This is a genomic window from Blautia fusiformis (assembly GCF_020686995.1).
Lineage (GTDB): Bacteria > Bacillota > Clostridia > Lachnospirales > Lachnospiraceae > Blautia_A > Blautia_A fusiformis.
In genome coordinates, this window is sequence record NZ_JAJEPT010000012.1 from 38,074 (window position 1) to 56,240 (window position 18,167).

Here is an 18,167-nt window from a genome sequence, read left to right on the forward strand (position 1 = left end):
AGAGAATGAATGAGATCATCGAATATCGGCGGACAGGCGGTCATGGAAGGCATCATGATGCGCCACAAGGACAAATATTCTATCGCAGTGCGCCGCCCGGACCAGGAGATCGAGCTGAAGGTAGAGGATTATAAATGTATCTTCGGAAATCACGCATTTCTGAAGAAACCGATCATCCGTGGTATGGTAAGCTTTGTGGATTCTCTTGTGGTAGGCACGAAATGCCTGATGTATTCTGCGGAGATCGCAGGAGACGAGGAAGATGAGGAAACAGCCAGGAAGAATGAGCAGCTTACAGAAGAAGAGCGTTCTGCAAAGAAAGCCAAAGAGGATAAGCAGTTCAAGTGGCTTCTTTACATTACGGTAGCTACCTCCATGGTGGTTTCTGTGGCTGCTTTTATGTTTCTTCCGTATGTACTGGCCAGTCTGATCCGAGGGGCAGGTGCTTCGGAATTTCTGGTCACCATAGTGGAAGCCTTTATGAAGCTGGCACTGTTTATGGGATATATGTTCCTGATCTCCAGAATGAAGGATATCCAGAGGACATTTATGTATCACGGTGCGGAGCACAAATGTATCAACTGTGTGGAGCATGGTCTGCCTCTGACGGTAGAGAATGTGTTAAAGAGCTCCAGGTTTCATAAGCGCTGTGGAACAAGCTTTCTGTTTCTGGTCATGCTGGTAAGTATTGTGCTGCATTTTGTGTTTGTGGCGGTGCCGTTTTACTGGGTGAGACTGCTGGGAAGACTTCTCATGGTGCCGGTAGTTGCGGGGATTTCCTTTGAGATCATCCAGTGGGCAGGAAGAACAGACAGTAAATTTGCGGACATTATGAGTAAACCAGGTCTTGCCATGCAGAAATTCACCACAAAGGAGCCTGCTGCAGATATGGCAGAGGTAGCCATTAAAGCAGTTGAGGCTGTTTTTGATTGGAGAGCTTATCTGAAAGAGGAATTTGGCCTGGACATCCCATATGAGACAGAGGAGACAGAAAATGCAGACTCTTGAGTCCATTCTGAAAAAAGGTACAACAATACTGAAAGATAACGGATTGGAAGAAGCCGGGCTGGATGCCTGGCTCCTTCTGGAATTTAAGACCGGAAAGAATCGGGCATATTATTTTGCGCATGGAGATGAACCGGTGTCTGATGAGACCGCAGCAGAGTATCTTACGCTGATCGACAGGCGGGCAGGGCATATTCCTGTACAGCAGCTGACTCATCAGGCTTTTTTTATGGGCTATGAGTTTTATGTAAACGAAAACGTGCTGATCCCGAGACAGGATACGGAGACTCTGGTGGAAGAGGCATTGAAACACCTTGGGGATGTGGAAAAACCGGAGATCCTGGATATGTGTACCGGCTCCGGCTGCATCCTGCTCAGCCTTCTTCTGGAACGGCAGGATGCCTGTGGGACCGGTGTGGATGTTTCACCGGAAGCACTGGAAGTGGCAAAAAAGAATGCAGGTATTCTAAAGGTGGAGAACCGGGCGGATTTTGTGGAAAGCGATCTGTTCTCAGCACCGTATTTTTGTGAAAAAGGTGGAAAAGATAGTGGGAAATATGATATCCTTATTTCAAACCCGCCTTATATCGCAACAGAAGAAATTGAAACACTGATGGAAGAAGTCCGCCTTCATGATCCGAGGAAGGCGCTTGACGGAATGGAAGACGGGCTTTATTTTTACAGAAAGATCACCGAAGAGGCCGGGAAATATCTGAAGCCGGGAGGTTGGCTTCTGTATGAGATCGGCTGCACCCAGGGTGAGGCAGTCAGTACAATGATGAAAGCAGCCGGGCTTACCGGGGTTCAGATCGTAAAGGATCTGCCGGGCCTTGACCGTGTGGTGCTTGGACAGAAACAGGAGGAAATACATGTTTGATAAACTGGATGATCTGCTGGTACGTTTTGAAGAGCTTCTCAATGAGCTGGGAGAACCGGGAGTAACCGACGATCCGGCACATTTTCAGAAGCTGATGAAGGAGCAGAGCGACCTGCAGCCAATCGTTGACGCATATAAAGAATATAAGAAAAATAAGGAAACCATCGAGGACAGTCTTTCCATGCTGGAGAGCGAGAAGGACGAAGAGATGCGTGAAATGCTGAAGGAAGAGCTTTCCGATGCAAAAAAGAGAGTGGAGGAGCTGGAGCATGAGCTGAAGATCCTTCTTCTTCCGAAGGACCCTAACGACAGCAAGAACGTTATCGTTGAGATCCGTGGGGGTGCAGGCGGTGATGAGGCAGCACTTTTTGCAGCAGAGATTTATCGTATGTATGTGAAATACGCGGAGTCCCGCCGCTGGAAAACCGAGATGCTCAGCCTCAATGAGAACGGCATCGGCGGCTTTAAGGAGGTTACCTTCATGATCAAGGGTGAGGGTGCATATTCCAGACTGAAATACGAAAGCGGTGTTCACCGTGTACAGCGAGTACCGGAGACAGAGTCCGGCGGAAGGATCCATACCTCTACCTGTACGGTAGCGATCATGCCGGAGGCGGAAGAAATTGATTTCCATCTGGATCTCAATGAGTGTAAATTCGATGTGTTCCGTGCATCCGGAAACGGTGGTCAGTGTGTCAACACCACAGACTCCGCAGTACGTCTTACTCATATCCCCACAGGAATCGTGATTTCCTGCCAGGATGAGAAGTCTCAGCTTAAGAACAAGGATAAAGCACTTCGTGTGCTCCGTTCCCGTCTGTATGAGATGGAGCTTGCCAAGCAGCATGACGCTGAGGCAGAGGCAAGGAGAAGCCAGATCGGTACAGGTGACCGCTCCGAGAAGATCCGTACCTACAACTTCCCTCAGGGACGTGTAACAGACCACAGGATCAAGCTTACCCTTCATCGTCTTGAGAATATCCTTAACGGAGATCTGGATGAGATCATTGACAGTCTGATCGCAGCAGACCAGGCAGTAAAGCTGACAAAGCTGAATGAACAGGAGTAAGCGCTGATTACAGCTACAGCGTTCAAAAAATTATAATAAATCAGGAGGAAACGAAAATGAAAAAGACAGCACTGGTGATCATGGCAGCCGGTATCGGCAGCCGTTTTGGAAAAGGAATCAAGCAGCTTGCACCGGTAGGCCCGAAGGGCGAGATCATTATGGACTATTCCATCCATGATGCACTGGAGGCAGGATTCAACAAGGTCGTATTTATCATCCGTAAAGACCTTGAAGATGAATTCAAAAAAGTGATCGGAGACCGTATCTCCAACATTACAGAAGTTGCTTATGCATTCCAGGAGATCGACGATCTTCCGGGCAATTTTACAAAACCGGCGGACCGTACCAAGCCATGGGGGACCGGACACGCTGTACTGGCAGCAAAGAAAGTCCTTTCCGAGCCATTCGCTGTGATCAATGCAGATGACTACTACGGAAAAGAAGCCTACGTAAAGGTGCATGACTACCTGGTACAGGATCATCCGCAGGATGGCCCGATGCACATCTGCATGGCAGGTTTCCGCCTTGGGAATACATTAAGTGACAACGGAAGCGTCACAAGAGGAGTGTGCCATATTGAGGACGGCAAGCTTGTGGGCGTTACAGAGACACATAACATCTTCAAGACAGCAGACGGCGCAGAGACAAGAAATGATGATGGTACAGCAGAAACACTGGATACAAAGAGCCTTGTTTCCATGAATATGTGGGGACTGACACCGGAATTTATGGAGATCCTTGAGAAAGGCTTCGTTGAGTTCCTTGGCGGGATCAAAGAGGGAGACATCAAAAAAGAGTATCTTCTTCCTGAGCTTATCGACCAGCTGATCCATTCCGGAAAAGCAGCGGTAGATGTTCTTGAGACAAAGGACGAGTGGTTCGGTGTTACCTATCAGGAGGATAAGGCATCTGTACAGGCTGCATTCAAAAAACTTACAGATGACGGCGTTTATCCGGAAGGACTGTATCAGTAATAAAGGAGAACATTATGGGTAAATATTTCGGAACAGATGGTTTTCGTGGTGAAGCAAATGTAAAGCTTACAGCAGATCATGCATTTCGTGTGGGACGTTATCTCGGCTGGTATTACGGCAGAGATCACAAGGCGAAGATTGTGATCGGCAAGGATACAAGAAGAAGCAGTTACATGTTTGAGTATGCCCTTGCGGCAGGACTTACCGCATCCGGAGCAGATGCCTATCTGCTTCATGTGACCACAACTCCAAGTGTATCCTATGTGGTACGTACAGAAGATTTTGACTGCGGTATCATGATTTCCGCAAGCCATAATCCGTTTAATGATAATGGGATCAAGGTCCTTAATGAGAACGGACAGAAGATTTCCGCAGATATTGAAGCACGTATCGAGGCATATCTGGACGGCGAGATCGAGGAGCTTCCGCTGGCAACCGGAGAAGATATCGGCTGTACTGTGGATTTTGCATCCGGAAGAAACCGTTATATCGGACATCTGATCTCTATCCCGTGCCATGATTTCAAAAATATCAAGGTTGGGCTGGATTGCTCCAACGGAAGCTCATCCGCCATTGCCAAGAGCGTTTTTGACGCACTTCGTGCAAAAACCTATGTGATCAACAATGAGCCAAACGGGACCAACATCAACCGTGGCTGCGGTTCCACACACATTGAAGTTCTGAGACAGTTCGTGGTAGATAAAGGCCTGGATATCGGTTTTGCATATGATGGTGACGCAGACCGCTGTATCGCCGTAGACCACCACGGAAACATCATTGACGGTGATAAGATCATGTATGTGTGCGGCAAATATTTAAGAGAGAAAGGCCAGCTCAACGGAAATACAGTTGTAACAACCGTTATGTCTAATCTTGGTCTTTACAAGTCTCTGGAGCGTGAAGGCATCGACTATGAGCAGACTGCAGTTGGTGACAAATACGTTGCCGAGAACATGATGGAAAACAATTACAGTATCGGTGGTGAACAGTCCGGACATATCATCTTCAGCCGCTATTCCGCTACCGGTGACGGGATCCTGACTTCTCTTATGATCATGGAGGCATGTGTGGATCAGAAGGCCACACTCTGCGACCTTGCAAAGGAGATGAAGGTTTATCCGCAGCTTCTCCGGAATGTGCGTGTTTCCGACAAGAAAACAGCACTGGAGAACGAAAAGGTAAAAGCAGCCATTGAGGCAGCCGCAGAGGCACTTGGCGATGACGGACGTATCCTGGTACGTGAGAGTGGTACAGAGCCGCTGATCCGTGTTATGGTAGAAGCGGGAACGGATGATCTCTGCCATAAATATGTAGATAGTGTTGTTGATGTGATGGAAGCCGAAGGGCTTGTTGCAGAATAAGGAATTCCATGAAAAAAACAAAGACCGTATTGATTCTTGCAGCCGTTACAGGAGCCTTGCTTCTGGGCGGCTGCGGCAGTGAAAAAACAAAAATATATGAACAGGCCGGAAAGGATCTTTCCCAGGGAAGCTACAAGTATGCCCTGGAGGAGTACCAGAGCTCTATCCAGAACGGAGTGAAGCTGGTACAGTCCTATCGCGGGGCAGGTATCGCAAGCCTGCGTCTTGGCAAATATGAGGATGCCGTGAATAGCTTCACGGAAGCTCTGAACTGCGATAAAGTAAGCAAAAGCCTTCGTAAGGATATCCTGTCCTACCGGGCTACTGCAGAGCTGAAGTCTGGAAAATACGAGGATGCCATGGCAGACTGCCAGACACTTGGAGAAGATTTTTCCATGGATGCAGGCAGTTATTTTCTCACTGGAAAGGTTGCCCTTGCCATGGATTCCTACGAAGAAGCCGCATCTAACTTCAAACAGGCCTATGGAGAAGATTCCACCTATGATATGGCGATCGAGATCTATGCGGCATATCTGGACAAGGATATGGAAGCGGACGGAACCAGATATCTGGAAGCTGCTCTTTCTTCTGAGGCCAAGGATGCCCAGGACCACTGTGACAGAGGCCGTGTCTACTATTATATGGAAGACTACAGCAACGCAAAAAAAGAGCTTCTGGAAGCAACCAAGAAGGATAATACGGAAGCATTGCTTCTTCTGGGGATGGTATATCTGGCCCAGGATGATGTGGAAAATGCCCAGGCAATGTACAAGCAGTATATTTCTGCAGTGGGTGATTCCGCCAAGGGCTATAATGGTCTGGCACTGTGCGATATCCGAAGCGGAGATTATGATTCCGCTCTTGATAACATCACAAAGGGCCTTCCGACAGCTACCACAGACGAGATGCAGAGTCTTCTGTTCAATGAGATCGTAGCCTATGAAAAAAAGCTGGATTTTGCTACTGCACTGACCAAGGTCCAGGAATATATTGAGATGTTCCCTGAAGATTCCGCTGCAAAAAAAGAGCGGGCTTTTCTGAAAACAAGAACGTCTTCGGAGGGCTGATATGGAATATTTTGAGGAAATACAGGACAGGGTTATCCTGATCGGTGTCCAGGCAGATCGGGGGGATGACATGGAGGAATCCCTGGATGAGCTTGGAGAACTTGCGGCTACGGCAGGTGCGGCGGTTGCAGGCAGGATCATTCAGAATCGTGAGGCCGTACATCCGGGCACCTATATCGGAAAAGGCAAGATCGAAGAGGTAAAAGGTCTTCTCTATGCCCTGGATGCCAATGGTGTGATCTGTGACGATGAGCTTTCTCCTGCCCAGATGAATAATCTGGAGCGGGAGCTGGAGTGCAAGGTTATGGATCGTACCCTGCTGATTCTTGACATTTTTGCGAAGCGTGCCGTCACAAGTGAAGGCAAGATCCAGGTAGAGCTTGCACAGCTTCGTTACCGGTCTGCACGTCTTGTGGGACTACGTTCTTCTCTTTCGCGACTTGGAGGAGGAATCGGAACCAGAGGCCCTGGTGAGAAAAAGCTGGAGACAGACCGTCGTCTGATCCGGAACAGGATATCCGCACTGAAGCAGGAGCTTTCCCAGGTAGAAAAGCACAGAGAGCTGATCCGTTCCAGAAGAGCTGTGGGAAATCTGAAGACAGCAGCCATTGTCGGTTATACCAATGCAGGAAAGTCAACGCTTCTGAATACACTGACAGGCGCTTCGGTGCTTTCGGAGGATAAGCTGTTTGCCACACTGGATCCGACTACCCGTCTTCTGACACTGGATGATGGACAGCAGCTTCTTCTTACGGATACCGTAGGCTTTATCCGCAAGCTTCCCCACAATCTGGTGGAAGCCTTCAAGAGTACCCTGGAGGAAGCCAAATATGCGGATTATATCATTCATGTGGTAGATGCATCCAATCCTCAGGCGGAGATACAGATGCATATCGTATATGAAACCCTGAAAGAGCTTGGTGCTCTGGGAAAAAAGACGATCACACTTTTTAACAAGCAGGACCGTGTTTCCGGGGAAAACTTTCGGGATCTCCGGGCAGACCATACGCTGAAGATTTCCGCACGGACAGGAGAGGGGCTTGAGGAATTTAAGCAGCTTCTTTCTGAGATACTGGCAGAAGGACAGATTTATATGGAACGGCTTTTTCCTTATTCGGAGGCCGGTCAGATCCAGCTGATCCGTGAGTATGGACAGCTTCTTTCGGAAGAGTATACCGAAGGAGGGATTGCTGTAAAAGCAAGAGTTCCGCGGGAAATCTATCCGAAAGTCACATAATGTTAAAATATCCACTCAGTACCATATATAGTACCGTGAACAAAACGGGCACTATATATGGTACTTTTTATGTTGACGCAAAGAGGCGTGTCTGATACAATAAGCCTACAGCGCTTTGAACACAGATCGGGAAACGGAGTGTGTTCGTAAGCAGGCAAGTGAGGCGGAATGGAATATCCGCTTATAAATAAATGCATGAGGGAGGCATTTTCTTATGTTTCAGGTAGTAAAAAGAGACGGTGAATTAGACGAATTTAAAATGGGGAAGATCACCGCGGCAATTGATAAGGCATTTGATGCCAAAGGTAAGAATTACAGTTCGGATATGATCGATCTTCTGGGACTTCGTGTTACAGCGGATTTTCAGAATAAGATCGAGAACAACCGGATTTCTGTTGAGGATATCCAGGACAGTGTGGAGAACGTACTGATCCAGGCCGGATATTCTGATGTTGCCAAGGCGTATATCCTTTATCGTAAGCAGCGTGAGAAGATCCGCAATATGAAATCCACCATCCTTGACTATAAAGAGATCGTAAACAGCTATGTAAAGGTTGAGGACTGGCGTGTAAAGGAGAACTCAACGGTTACTTATTCTGTAGGAGGTCTGATCTTAAGCAACTCCGGAGCAGTTACCGCAAACTACTGGCTGTCTGAGATCTACGACAACGAGATCGCAGATGCACACAGAAATGCAGATATCCATATCCATGATCTGTCCATGCTGACCGGTTACTGTGCAGGCTGGTCCCTGAAGCAGCTGATCCGAGAGGGACTTGGTGGTATTGAGGGTAAGATCACTTCTGCACCTGCAAAGCATTTAAGTGTACTCTGCAACCAGATGGTGAATTTCCTGGGTATCATGCAGAACGAATGGGCGGGCGCACAGGCATTTTCATCCTTTGATACTTATCTGGCACCTTTTGTAAAGGCAGACAACCTTTCCTATCCGGAGGTTAAGAAATGCATTGAGTCCTTTGTATATGGCGTAAATACTCCAAGCCGCTGGGGCACTCAGGCACCATTTTCCAACATTACACTGGACTGGACCGTTCCGGACGACCTTGCAGAGCTTCCGGCTATCGTAGGCGGCAAGGACATGGATTTCAAATACAAAGACTGTAAGAAAGAAATGGATATGGTCAATAAGGCATTTATCGAGACCATGATCGAGGGAGATGCCAACGGACGTGGATTCCAGTATCCGATCCCGACCTACTCCATCACAAAGGAATTCGACTGGTCTGATACCGAGAACAACCGTCTTCTCTTTGAGATGACTTCCAAGTACGGTACTCCGTATTTTTCCAATTATATCAACAGTGATATGAAGCCAAGCGACATCCGCAGCATGTGCTGCCGCCTCCGTCTGGATCTCCGTGAGCTCCGCAAAAAGAGTGGTGGATTCTTTGGCTCCGGTGAGAGCACAGGCTCTGTAGGCGTTGTTACCATCAATATGCCGCGTATCGCATACCTTTCCAGAACGCCGAAGGAATTTTATCAGCGCCTGGACCACATGATGGATATCTCCGCAAGATCTCTTCACATCAAGAGAGATGTGATCAGCAGGCTTCTGGAGGAGGGACTGTATCCGTACACGAAGAGATATCTTGGAAGCTTTGACAATCATTTTTCCACCATCGGCCTTGTGGGAATGAACGAAGCGGGCTTAAATGCCTGCTGGCTGAAAAAAGACATGACAGATCCGGAAACCCAGAAGTTTACAAAAGAGGTTCTGGAGCATATGAGAAACCGTCTTTCAGACTATCAGGAGCAGTATCCGGGAGAGCTTTTCAATCTGGAGGCAACACCGGCAGAGTCCACTGCATACCGTCTTGCCAAACACGACAGAAGCCGTTATCCGGATATCAAAACAGCAGGAAAAGAGGGCGACACTCCGTATTACACAAACAGCTCTCATCTGCCGGTTGATTACACTGCGGATATTTTTGATGCACTGGATATTCAGGACGATCTGCAGACTCTGTATACTTCAGGAACCGTATTCCATGCATTCCTTGGGGAGAAGCTTCCGGACTGGAAGGCAGCGGCAGCGCTGGTACGTAAGATCGCAGAGAATTATCGCCTGCCCTATTACACCATCTCACCGACCTATTCCGTATGTCAGGAGCATGGCTACATCAGCGGCGAGCATTTCACCTGCCCGAAATGTGGAAAGAAGGCTGAGGTTTACAGCCGTATCACAGGATATTACCGTCCTGTACAGAACTGGAACGATGGTAAGACCCAGGAGTACAAGAACCGTACCCTCTATGATATTACCCATTCCCAGCTGAAAAAGGTCCACACCAGTGTGATGACCATGAAGGGTGACGAAGTGGAGATCCAGCCTGTGGAATCTCATAAATATCTTTTTACGACCAGCACTTGTCCGAACTGCCGTATGGCAAAGAAAATGCTGGAAGGCGAAGAGCTGGAGATCATCGATGCTGAGCAGAATCCCGAGCTTGTCAAGCAGTATGGGATCCGTCAGGCGCCGACGCTTGTCATTACTGACGGGGCGAAGGTTAGGAAGTATGTGAATGCTTCTAATATACAGAAGTATGTAGACGAAGAGTTGGATTGAGTTTTTTGCCAAAATAACTGTAAGTAAAAAATGGATGGCTGGACGCATGTCTGTTGGATGTGTGTCTGGCCTTTTTTATATTGGGAATTTTATGTTATGATATTTTATGTTATGATATTTTATGTTTGAGATTTGGGGCCTGGAAAAGATGGTTGACATTTCATGTCGAGATGGGTATACTTATACCTGAATTTAATGATTAAAAGCGTTACGCTTTAACGTATGAATGTATACGCGAAACGCTCCATCCCGGAAGGGCCCCGCTGGGGAAGGGATTCACTTCCACCAAATTTCATGCTAAAATAAAAAAAGAAAATAAAAAAGAATAACAGAAAAGAGGAAAATTATTATGGTAAAACAGAACATCGTCTTCGTAGAAAACACTCCAGGCAGTCTTCAGAAAGTTACAAAGATTCTTGCAGAGAATCAGATCGATATCTACGGTTTCGGCTGCTTTGACGCACCGGAGTTTGCAAACTTCCGTATGGTATGCGACAATCCGGAAAGAGCAGATGAGATCATGGCTGAGCATGGATACATGACTCGTATCACACAGGCTATCCTGGTAGACCTTCAGGATGAGATCGGTGGGTTAGACAAGCTTCTTAGTGTCATGGGCGACAGCAACGTAAACCTTCATTACATCTACACCTTCTTCCACAGAGGCCTGAAAGTTCCGGTAGCGATCATGCACTGTGAGGATCTTCTGGTTGCAGAGAGTGTTCTCCGTAACAATGGATTCCAGGTTCTGAACCGCCTGGTAGATCCGGATGGAGAAGCAGAGGCGTAATCAATCGCATAAAAGGGACAAACAGGAATGAAGTATCGTATTTTTATTGTAGAAGATGACGAAACAATCGCGAATCTTCTGAAAAAGCATCTCAGTTCCTGGGGATATGACGTTTTTCTGGCTGAGGATTTTTCCAATATACTGCAGGAATTTGCGGGGAAAGATCCTCAGCTTGTTCTTCTGGATCTGAAACTTCCATTTTATAATGGCTTTCACTGGTGTGAGGAAATCCGAAAGGTTTCCCAGGTGCCGGTGATCTTCATCTCCTCCGCAGCGGATAACATGAACATGGTCATGGCCATGAGCCGTGGAGCCGATGACTTTATTGCCAAGCCTTTTGATATGGACGTACTGGTGGCCAAGATCCAGGCAATCCTCCGCAGAACCTATTCCTTCGGAAACCCGGGAAATGTCCTGGAACATAAAGGCGCGGTTCTCAATCTTTCCAGAGCGACACTGACCTGGAACGGGGAGGAGACGGAACTGACCAGAAATGAACTGCGTATCCTGGAACTGCTTTTTTCCCAGGCAGGGAAACCGGTATCCAGAGATGCCATTATGACAAAACTGTGGGAAAGTGACAGCTTTGTGGATGACAACACCCTGACCGTAAACATTACACGCCTTCGCAAAAAACTGGAGGCGGCAGGCCTTGTGGATTTTATCATCACGCGAAAAGGTCTTGGATATATGGTGTGAGGTTTTTATGGAATCATTTCGAGCATATTTAAAACAGACAAAAATTTTTTTCATCGCCTGTGTTTTTATGGCGGCTGTGTCGACAGCAGTGATCTGCCTGTACCAGCTTCCCCTGGAGGCGGCGGTCTATCTGGCAGTTCTGTGGCTGGGAGCAGGAGCTGCCGTTTTTTTATACGGTTATGCCTGTTACAGACAGAAGGTGCAGAACTTAATCCTGGTGGAAAAAGCTCCGGAGATTAATCTGGACCGGCTGGGCGAGACCACCGATGAGGTGGAGCTTCTTTACAGGGATATCATCCGGAAACTGGACGGCATGCGGATGGGTGCGGAGACAGAACGGCAGCGTTCTCTGGAAGAAATGACCGATTACTACACTATGTGGGCACATCAGATCAAGACGCCGATCTTTGCTCTACGCCTGCTGCTTCGGGAGGAGCCGGAGGAGAACCGGGAGTCCCTGGCACAGCTTTTTCGCATTGAACAGTATGTGGAGATGGTGCTGGGCTACCTTCGCACGGAGGACATGTCTGCCGATCTGAAGCTGACCCGATGCTCGCTGGATCGGATCATCCGGGAGCAGATCCATAAATACGCAGGGATCTTTGTGTCAAAAAAGCTTTCGTTATCATATGAGGGGACAGATGCGATCGTTCTTACCGATGAAAAATGGCTTGGTTTTGTCATTGGACAGATTCTTTCCAATGCGTTGAAATATACAAGAACGGGCGGCATTGAAATCTGGCTGGAGGATGAGCGTGGAAACAGGGTATCTGAGAATCCAAATTTGAAGCAGAATACGGCCCCGGGGATTTGTAATACGGCCCCGGCAACTCTGGTCATCGCAGACTCCGGCATCGGAATCCAGCCGGAGGATCTTCCGCGCATCTTCGAAAAAGGCTACACAGGCGTCAATGGACGGGAGGACAACCGTGCTACCGGGATCGGTCTGTATTTAAGCCGGAAGATCCTGAGAAAACTGGGTCACGAGATCACTGTGGATTCCCAGGTGGATAAAGGCACGGAAGTTCGGATGAGCCTGTGGAAAAAAGATCTGGAGATGTATTAACCTTACACAAATGTAAGCTTCCTCCGTAAAATGTAAGCTACTTCGATGGCAGCCGCCGGAGAATTTTCTTATACTGAAACCATAACATAGCGTTTCGGGTAATTCTTACATCAGGTTCGATCGCTTTAGAACATGATGCACGACTCCCTGGATCGCTGTAAATACAGATAAGAAAGGAATTAGCGTATGGCATTACTGGAAGTAACAAATGTAAAAAAGATATACAGCACCCGCTTCGGCGGAAATAAAGTGCAGGCACTTTTCAATGTGACATTTTCGGTGGAAGAAGGAGAATATGTGGCGATCATGGGAGAGTCCGGTTCCGGAAAAACAACACTTCTGAATATTCTGGCAGCCCTGGACCGCCCCACATCCGGCGAAGTGCTTCTGGAAGGAAAAAGCATTACTCACCTGACAGAAAAAGAAATTTCCGCATTCCGTCGGAAGAACTTAGGCTTCGTGTTCCAGGATTTCAATCTTCTGGACACCTTCAGCCTCCGGGACAATATTTATCTTCCTCTCGTGCTGGCAGGGGAAGATTATCAGGAGATGGAGCAGAAGATCCGTCCCATTGCAAAAGCCCTTCACATCAACCAGCTTCTGGAAAAATTCCCCTACGAGGTTTCCGGCGGACAGAAGCAGAGAGCAGCAGTTGCAAGGGCACTGATCACAGATCCGAAGCTGATCCTTGCGGACGAACCGACCGGAGCCCTGGATTCCCGTGCAGCCTCCGATCTTCTTTCCATGTTCAATGAGGTAAATCGGGAAGGCCAGACCATTCTCATGGTAACTCACAGCGCGCAGGCCGCCAGCCACGCATCCAGAGTACTTTTTATCAAGGATGGCGAAGTGTTCCACCAGATCTACCGTGGCACAAAAACAAGACAGGAAATGTACCAGATGATTGCAGATACCCTGACGATCCTTACGACAGGCGGTGAGACCTATGCGTAAAGGAATGTTTGGAAAACTGGCAGTGCAGAACATCCGGAATAACCGGAGCACCTATGTTCCCTATATGCTTACCTGCATTTTCTGCATTGCCATGATGTATATGATGGAATTTCTGCGGGACTGTCCCACATTGGAGAAAGCAGTGCCCCAGGCAGCAGAAGTGAGGATGATCGTAGGAACCGGTGAAGTGGTTGTTGGAATTTTCTGCGTTATCTTTCTGATCTACAGCAACAGTTTTCTCATGAAACACAGACAGAAAGAAATCGGGCTTTACAACATTCTGGGACTGGAAAAAGGCCATATCGGAAAAGTGATGTTTCTGGAAACAATCATGACTTCGCTGCTTTCTCTGACGGCAGGGATCGGGATTGGCATCCTTGGAAGCAAGCTCTCCCTGCTTTTGCTTTTCCGTTTTCTTCATGTTCCGGCAGTGCTGGGATTTTATGTTTCCATTACAGGAATCCTGTTTTGCATCGCAGGATTTGGAGGGATTTTTCTTGTTATTCTGGCACTGAATCTTACCAGAGTAAGGATGAATAACCCCATAGAACTTCTGAGAGGCGGAAACACAGGAGAGAAGGAGCCCCGGGCAAAATGGCTCATGGCACTTCTGGGGATGATTTCTCTTGGAGTGGGATATTATCTGGCAGTAACCACGGAATCCCCAATCCAGGCAATTTTCATTTTTCTTCTGGCAGTGATTCTGGTTATGGCAGGAACGTATCTTCTTTTTACCGCAGGAAGCATTGTAATCCTGAAACTTTTGCGAAAGAACAAAAAGTTCTACTATAAAACTGGCAACTTTATCAGTGTCTCCGGCATGATCTATCGTATGAAACAAAATGCGGCAGGCCTGGCCAGCATCTGTATTTTAAGTACAGGAGTGCTCCTGCTTCTTTCTATGACTGTGTCGCTGTATTTTGGAATGGGTGACATCATGGTGAACCGGTATCCTTTTGATACGGATGCCAGGATTTCGGGCATCAGCCAGGAACAGAGTGAACAGATTCAGAAAGTTTTTGCACAGGCAATCAAAAATGATCAGGTGCCGGCAGAAAAAACAGTGGACGAAACTTATCTCGAGATCGGCTGCAGGCAGGAAAAAAACGGTATTATGATCGGACAGGCTTACAGTTACTCAGAAGATGGAAAATCCGTAGATCTGTATACGATCCGTCAGTCTGAGTATGAGAAACTTACCGGTGAAAAAACAGATCTTCACGACGGCGAGATCTTTGCCTGGTATCCGTCTGAAAAGGAAAAAGACATATTAAAAATTGATGACCGGGATTTTGCAGTAAAAAAATGGCTGGAAAAAGCACCTTTAAGTGCCATGAACAATCTGGTATCCAATATGGCGGCAATTGTTGTGACGGATTCCGATTTCGAGTATATTGACGGGCTTCGGACAAAGATGTATGAAGGTCTTGATGCCTACGAGGCTGGAAAAGATCTCACAGTTCATTTGGGTGTAGATATCCGTGGCAGCGGGGAGGAAAGGATCCGGTATGGCCAGGCTGTTTATCAGGCACTGAAAGATTACTGCAGAAGCGGTGGCTTTTCAGAGAATACCATCGTGATCGGTGGTGTCCGCCAGAGTGAGTACGAAACGTATTATGTAGATAATGGAACGACCCTGTTTATTGGAATCTTTTTGGGAGCACTGTTCCTTATGGGAACGGCGATGATCATTTACTACAAACAGATCTCAGAGGGCTACGAAGATCAGAGAAGGTTCCAGATCATGCAGAAAGTAGGTATGAGCCGCAGAGAGGTGAAAGGAGCTATCCGCAGACAGATCCTTCTGGTATTTTTTATCCCGCTTGTGATGGCAATGGTGCATATTTCCATGGCATTTCCGCTGATCCGCCGGCTCCTGCTGCTGTTCGGAATGGCCAATACAAAATTGTACGTGGGCTGCACTGCGGGAACGGTTCTGGCCTTTGCGCTGGTCTATGGACTGATCTACTCCATGACAGCCAGATCTTACTATAAAATAGTGGAAAAAGCATAAAATCGGTGAAAAAGCACAGCTGTGTTTGCTGTGAAGTATTGAAGTTTTGATATGGCAATGCTACAATAAAGGGGCGTGTCAGGAAGCAGAAAAGTTTCCGGGCACGCTCTTATTTACATGTACAACGAACTATAGCGATGCACTAATTTATTGGATCGCTGTAAGACGAGACGCTGGTGATCGCTGCACAGATCGGAGAAGCCTGCAAAGGTGCTTTTCATAGTTGCGTTTTATAACAGAATGTACATACAATGGAGGAAATCGATGAAAAGAGAAAGTTTCAGAAAAGGTATGAAGGATGGAGTTCCCATCGCTCTTGGATATTTTGCGGTATCCTTTACCTTTGGCATGATGGCTGTTGCCGGCGGCTTGAGTATCTGGCAGGCAGTTCTGATCTCCCTGACCAACCTGACATCGGCCGGTCAGTTTGCGGGACTGGACATTATTTTTGCGGGAGGCTCCATGTGGGAGATGGCAATGACCCAGCTGATCATCAACCTGAGATACTGCCTGATGTCATTTTCCCTGTCCCAGAAATTCCGGCGTGAAGAGTCCGGTATCCTGAAATACATCGCTGCTTTTGGTATCACCGATGAAATTTTCGGGATCAGTGCGGCTCAGGAGGGAAAGGTCAGTGTATTTTATAATTACGGAGCCATGTGCGTGGCAATTCCCGGATGGACTCTTGGAACTCTGGCAGGAGGAATCTCCGGAAGCCTTTTGCCGGATTTTATGCTTAGTGCGTTGAGCGTTGCCATTTACGGAATGTTCCTGGCCATCATCATCCCGCCGTCCAAAAAGAGCAGACCGGTTCTTGGGGTTGTTGCGGCATCCATGGCAGTCAGTACTGTTTTTGCGGTGACACCGGTGTTAAAACAGGTATCATCCGGATTTATGATCATTATCACAACACTTCTGGTAGCAGGCCTGGCGGCTTATTTCTGCCCGCTGGAAGAGAAAGGGGAAGCCGTTCATGAGTCATAATGTATATCTCTATATCCTGGTGATGGCAATTGTCACCTATCTCATCCGTATGCTGCCCCTTGCTCTTGCAAAAAAAGAGATCAGAAGCCCGTTTATCAAGTCCTTTCTGTATTATGTGCCATATGCCTGTCTGGCAGCCATGACCTTCCCGGCCATCCTGAAGGCCACAGACAGCATCATCTCCGGTGCAGCAGGTTTCCTGGTAGCACTTATTGCTGCATATAAGGAAAAAAGCCTGATCACAGTAGCCCTGCTGGCATGTGCGGCGGTGTTTATCGTGGAGAGGGTTCTGGTATTTATTTGAAGAGGGGATATGCGGAAATATAATACGCAGGAGGGAGCTTCGAAAAGCTCCCTCCGTTTTCATCTATTCACCTAAAAATCCAAGATCGATCTCTCCGTCAAACACCGTAGTTGCAGGTCCTGTCATATATACAAGGTTTTCATCTCTTTCCCAGGAGATGTTTAAGTCTCCGCCAAGAAGCTGTACAGTAACCGGCTTACTGCCGTCAACCTTGTCATTGAGGATGGAAGCTACCGTAACTGCGCAGGCGCCTGTGCCGCAGGCAAGGGTTTCTCCGGAGCCACGCTCCCATACACGCATCTTTACGGTGTGGCGGTCGATCACCTGAACAAACTCAGTGTTGACTCTGTCCGGGAAGCATACGTGATTTTCAAAGGACGGGCCGATCTTTTCCAGGTCAAGGCTGTCCACATCGTCTACGTAGATGATGGCATGAGGATTACCCATGGAAACTGCGGTCATGTGATATTCTTTTCCAGCGACAGTGATGGGGGCGTCGATCACCTGCTCGGTTTCGGCAACCACCGGGATCTCTTTTGCAGTGAGAATCGGGGAGCCCATGTTGACTTTTACCATGGAGGCCTTGCCGTCGCGGATGGCAAGATCCACATATTTGATACCGCTTCTTGTGGCGATGCTTAAAGAAGTTTTGTCCACAATGCCGTGGTCATAGACATATTTGGCAACGCAGCGGATACCGTTTCCGCACATGGCACCCTGAGAGCCGTCCAGATTGTACATATCCATCTCGCAGTCTGCGATCTCAGACGGGCGGATCAGGATCAGCCCATCGGAACCAATGCCAAAATGACGGTCGCTGACAAATTTTGCCACTGCGGCCGGATCCTTAACAGTCTCCTCAAAACAGTTTACATATACATAATCGTTTCCAATGCCGTGCATTTTCGTGAATTTCATAATAGTAACCTCCTCTTGTTTCTGAATATTATACTTGTTTTTTCTGTTGGAACACAAGACCCCATGGAAAAAACACGCAGGTTTTTTCCATTTGTTGCCTTTAATAGTATAGTATACTGGACAATTGTTATCGAAAAGTGAATTTTCCCTGTGAAATTCCGGTAAATTAGAAGTGGATTTTCGTATTTATGGATTTTATGTGCTTGCATTTTGTCAGAAACATGGTATCATAAAACAAAGTAATATGCATGGAGATGTATA

At 47.5% G+C, this 18,167-nt stretch carries 16 protein-coding genes; 15 read left to right on the top strand and 1 reads right to left on the bottom strand.

Going from position 1 to position 18,167, the window contains the following annotated elements; translation table 11 throughout:
• Nucleotides 1-9: 9 nt before the first annotated feature.
• From LKD46_RS11070 to LKD46_RS11140, 15 genes are all read left to right on the top strand, one after another.
• On the top strand, nucleotides 10-1,008 hold the full coding sequence (locus LKD46_RS11070; RefSeq protein ID WP_227574152.1) for a DUF1385 domain-containing protein: 999 nt from the start codon (nucleotides 10-12) through the stop codon (nucleotides 1,006-1,008).
• Nucleotides 995-1,882 (top strand): peptide chain release factor N(5)-glutamine methyltransferase, encoded by an 888-nt coding sequence (gene prmC, locus LKD46_RS11075; RefSeq protein WP_110102955.1) that lies wholly within the window; start codon nucleotides 995-997, stop codon nucleotides 1,880-1,882. Before LKD46_RS11070 ends, prmC begins: the two co-directional genes overlap by 14 nt.
• Entirely contained in the window at nucleotides 1,875-2,951 is a 1,077-nt protein-coding gene (gene prfA / locus LKD46_RS11080) for a peptide chain release factor 1 (RefSeq protein WP_015526148.1), read from the top strand. Before prmC ends, prfA begins: the two co-directional genes overlap by 8 nt.
• Nucleotides 2,952-3,007: 56 nt before the next feature.
• Nucleotides 3,008-3,925 (top strand): nucleotidyltransferase family protein, encoded by a 918-nt coding sequence (locus LKD46_RS11085; protein WP_015526147.1) that lies wholly within the window; start codon nucleotides 3,008-3,010, stop codon nucleotides 3,923-3,925.
• Nucleotides 3,926-3,939: 14 nt separating this feature from the next.
• Nucleotides 3,940-5,286, top strand: coding sequence for a phosphoglucosamine mutase (gene glmM, locus LKD46_RS11090; RefSeq protein ID WP_110102954.1), 1,347 nt, complete (start codon nucleotides 3,940-3,942; stop codon nucleotides 5,284-5,286).
• 8 nt (nucleotides 5,287-5,294) lie between these two features.
• Entirely contained in the window at nucleotides 5,295-6,353 is a 1,059-nt protein-coding gene (locus LKD46_RS11095) for a tetratricopeptide repeat protein (RefSeq protein WP_110102953.1), read from the top strand.
• 1 nt (nucleotide 6,354) lies between these two features.
• Nucleotides 6,355-7,590, top strand: a complete 1,236-nt coding sequence (gene hflX, locus LKD46_RS11100; RefSeq protein ID WP_110102952.1) for a GTPase HflX — start codon at nucleotides 6,355-6,357, stop codon at nucleotides 7,588-7,590.
• Nucleotides 7,591-7,804: 214 nt separating this feature from the next.
• Nucleotides 7,805-10,177, top strand: a complete 2,373-nt coding sequence (locus tag LKD46_RS11105; protein ID WP_118368820.1) for a ribonucleoside triphosphate reductase — start codon at nucleotides 7,805-7,807, stop codon at nucleotides 10,175-10,177.
• Nucleotides 10,178-10,526: 349 nt separating this feature from the next.
• Entirely contained in the window at nucleotides 10,527-10,967 is a 441-nt protein-coding gene (locus LKD46_RS11110; protein WP_015526141.1) for an ACT domain-containing protein, read from the top strand.
• Nucleotides 10,968-10,994: 27 nt separating this feature from the next.
• Nucleotides 10,995-11,666, top strand: a complete 672-nt coding sequence (locus LKD46_RS11115; RefSeq protein WP_022426863.1) for a response regulator transcription factor — start codon at nucleotides 10,995-10,997, stop codon at nucleotides 11,664-11,666.
• A gap of 7 nt (nucleotides 11,667-11,673) precedes the next feature.
• Nucleotides 11,674-12,732, top strand: a complete 1,059-nt coding sequence (locus tag LKD46_RS11120) for a sensor histidine kinase (RefSeq protein WP_114002100.1) — start codon at nucleotides 11,674-11,676, stop codon at nucleotides 12,730-12,732.
• 186 nt (nucleotides 12,733-12,918) lie between these two features.
• The gene (locus tag LKD46_RS11125; RefSeq protein ID WP_015526139.1) at nucleotides 12,919-13,686 is read left to right on the top strand and encodes an ABC transporter ATP-binding protein; all 768 of its coding nucleotides are present in this window, start codon (nucleotides 12,919-12,921) and stop codon (nucleotides 13,684-13,686) included.
• Nucleotides 13,679-15,700 (top strand): ABC transporter permease, encoded by a 2,022-nt coding sequence (locus LKD46_RS11130; RefSeq protein WP_118368819.1) that lies wholly within the window; start codon nucleotides 13,679-13,681, stop codon nucleotides 15,698-15,700. Before LKD46_RS11125 ends, LKD46_RS11130 begins: the two co-directional genes overlap by 8 nt.
• Nucleotides 15,701-15,964: 264 nt before the next feature.
• Nucleotides 15,965-16,684, top strand: coding sequence for an AzlC family ABC transporter permease (locus LKD46_RS11135; RefSeq protein WP_118368818.1), 720 nt, complete (start codon nucleotides 15,965-15,967; stop codon nucleotides 16,682-16,684).
• The gene (locus tag LKD46_RS11140) at nucleotides 16,674-16,988 is read left to right on the top strand and encodes an AzlD domain-containing protein (protein ID WP_118368817.1); all 315 of its coding nucleotides are present in this window, start codon (nucleotides 16,674-16,676) and stop codon (nucleotides 16,986-16,988) included. The genes LKD46_RS11135 and LKD46_RS11140 overlap by 11 nt, the downstream gene beginning before the upstream one ends.
• 63 nt (nucleotides 16,989-17,051) lie before the next feature.
• Here the strand turns inward: LKD46_RS11140 and dapF are convergent, their stop codons facing one another.
• Complete coding sequence (gene dapF / locus LKD46_RS11145; RefSeq protein ID WP_118368816.1) at nucleotides 17,052-17,906, bottom strand: diaminopimelate epimerase; 855 nt, start codon at nucleotides 17,904-17,906, stop codon at nucleotides 17,052-17,054.
• Nucleotides 17,907-18,167: the final 261 nt, after the last annotated feature.

What these genes read in the sequence shown, in the direction of transcription:
- LKD46_RS11135 (WP_118368818.1), top strand. Translation starts at nt 15,965, where the DNA reads ATGAAAAGAGAAAGTTTCAGAAAAGGTATGAAGGATGGAGTTCCCATC.
- LKD46_RS11115 (WP_022426863.1), top strand. Translation starts at nt 10,995, where the DNA reads ATGAAGTATCGTATTTTTATTGTAGAAGATGACGAAACAATCGCGAAT.
- prmC (WP_110102955.1), top strand. Translation starts at nt 995, where the DNA reads ATGCAGACTCTTGAGTCCATTCTGAAAAAAGGTACAACAATACTGAAA.
- LKD46_RS11125 (WP_015526139.1), top strand. Translation starts at nt 12,919, where the DNA reads ATGGCATTACTGGAAGTAACAAATGTAAAAAAGATATACAGCACCCGC.
- LKD46_RS11105 (WP_118368820.1), top strand. Translation starts at nt 7,805, where the DNA reads ATGTTTCAGGTAGTAAAAAGAGACGGTGAATTAGACGAATTTAAAATG.
- LKD46_RS11110 (WP_015526141.1), top strand. Translation starts at nt 10,527, where the DNA reads ATGGTAAAACAGAACATCGTCTTCGTAGAAAACACTCCAGGCAGTCTT.
- LKD46_RS11085 (WP_015526147.1), top strand. Translation starts at nt 3,008, where the DNA reads ATGAAAAAGACAGCACTGGTGATCATGGCAGCCGGTATCGGCAGCCGT.
- LKD46_RS11130 (WP_118368819.1), top strand. Translation starts at nt 13,679, where the DNA reads ATGCGTAAAGGAATGTTTGGAAAACTGGCAGTGCAGAACATCCGGAAT.
- LKD46_RS11070 (WP_227574152.1), top strand. Translation starts at nt 10, where the DNA reads ATGAGATCATCGAATATCGGCGGACAGGCGGTCATGGAAGGCATCATG.
- prfA (WP_015526148.1), top strand. Translation starts at nt 1,875, where the DNA reads ATGTTTGATAAACTGGATGATCTGCTGGTACGTTTTGAAGAGCTTCTC.
- LKD46_RS11095 (WP_110102953.1), top strand. Translation starts at nt 5,295, where the DNA reads ATGAAAAAAACAAAGACCGTATTGATTCTTGCAGCCGTTACAGGAGCC.
- LKD46_RS11120 (WP_114002100.1), top strand. Translation starts at nt 11,674, where the DNA reads ATGGAATCATTTCGAGCATATTTAAAACAGACAAAAATTTTTTTCATC.
- hflX (WP_110102952.1), top strand. Translation starts at nt 6,355, where the DNA reads ATGGAATATTTTGAGGAAATACAGGACAGGGTTATCCTGATCGGTGTC.
- glmM (WP_110102954.1), top strand. Translation starts at nt 3,940, where the DNA reads ATGGGTAAATATTTCGGAACAGATGGTTTTCGTGGTGAAGCAAATGTA.
- LKD46_RS11140 (WP_118368817.1), top strand. Translation starts at nt 16,674, where the DNA reads ATGAGTCATAATGTATATCTCTATATCCTGGTGATGGCAATTGTCACC.
- dapF (WP_118368816.1), bottom strand. Translation starts at nt 17,906, where the DNA reads ATGAAATTCACGAAAATGCACGGCATTGGAAACGATTATGTATATGTA.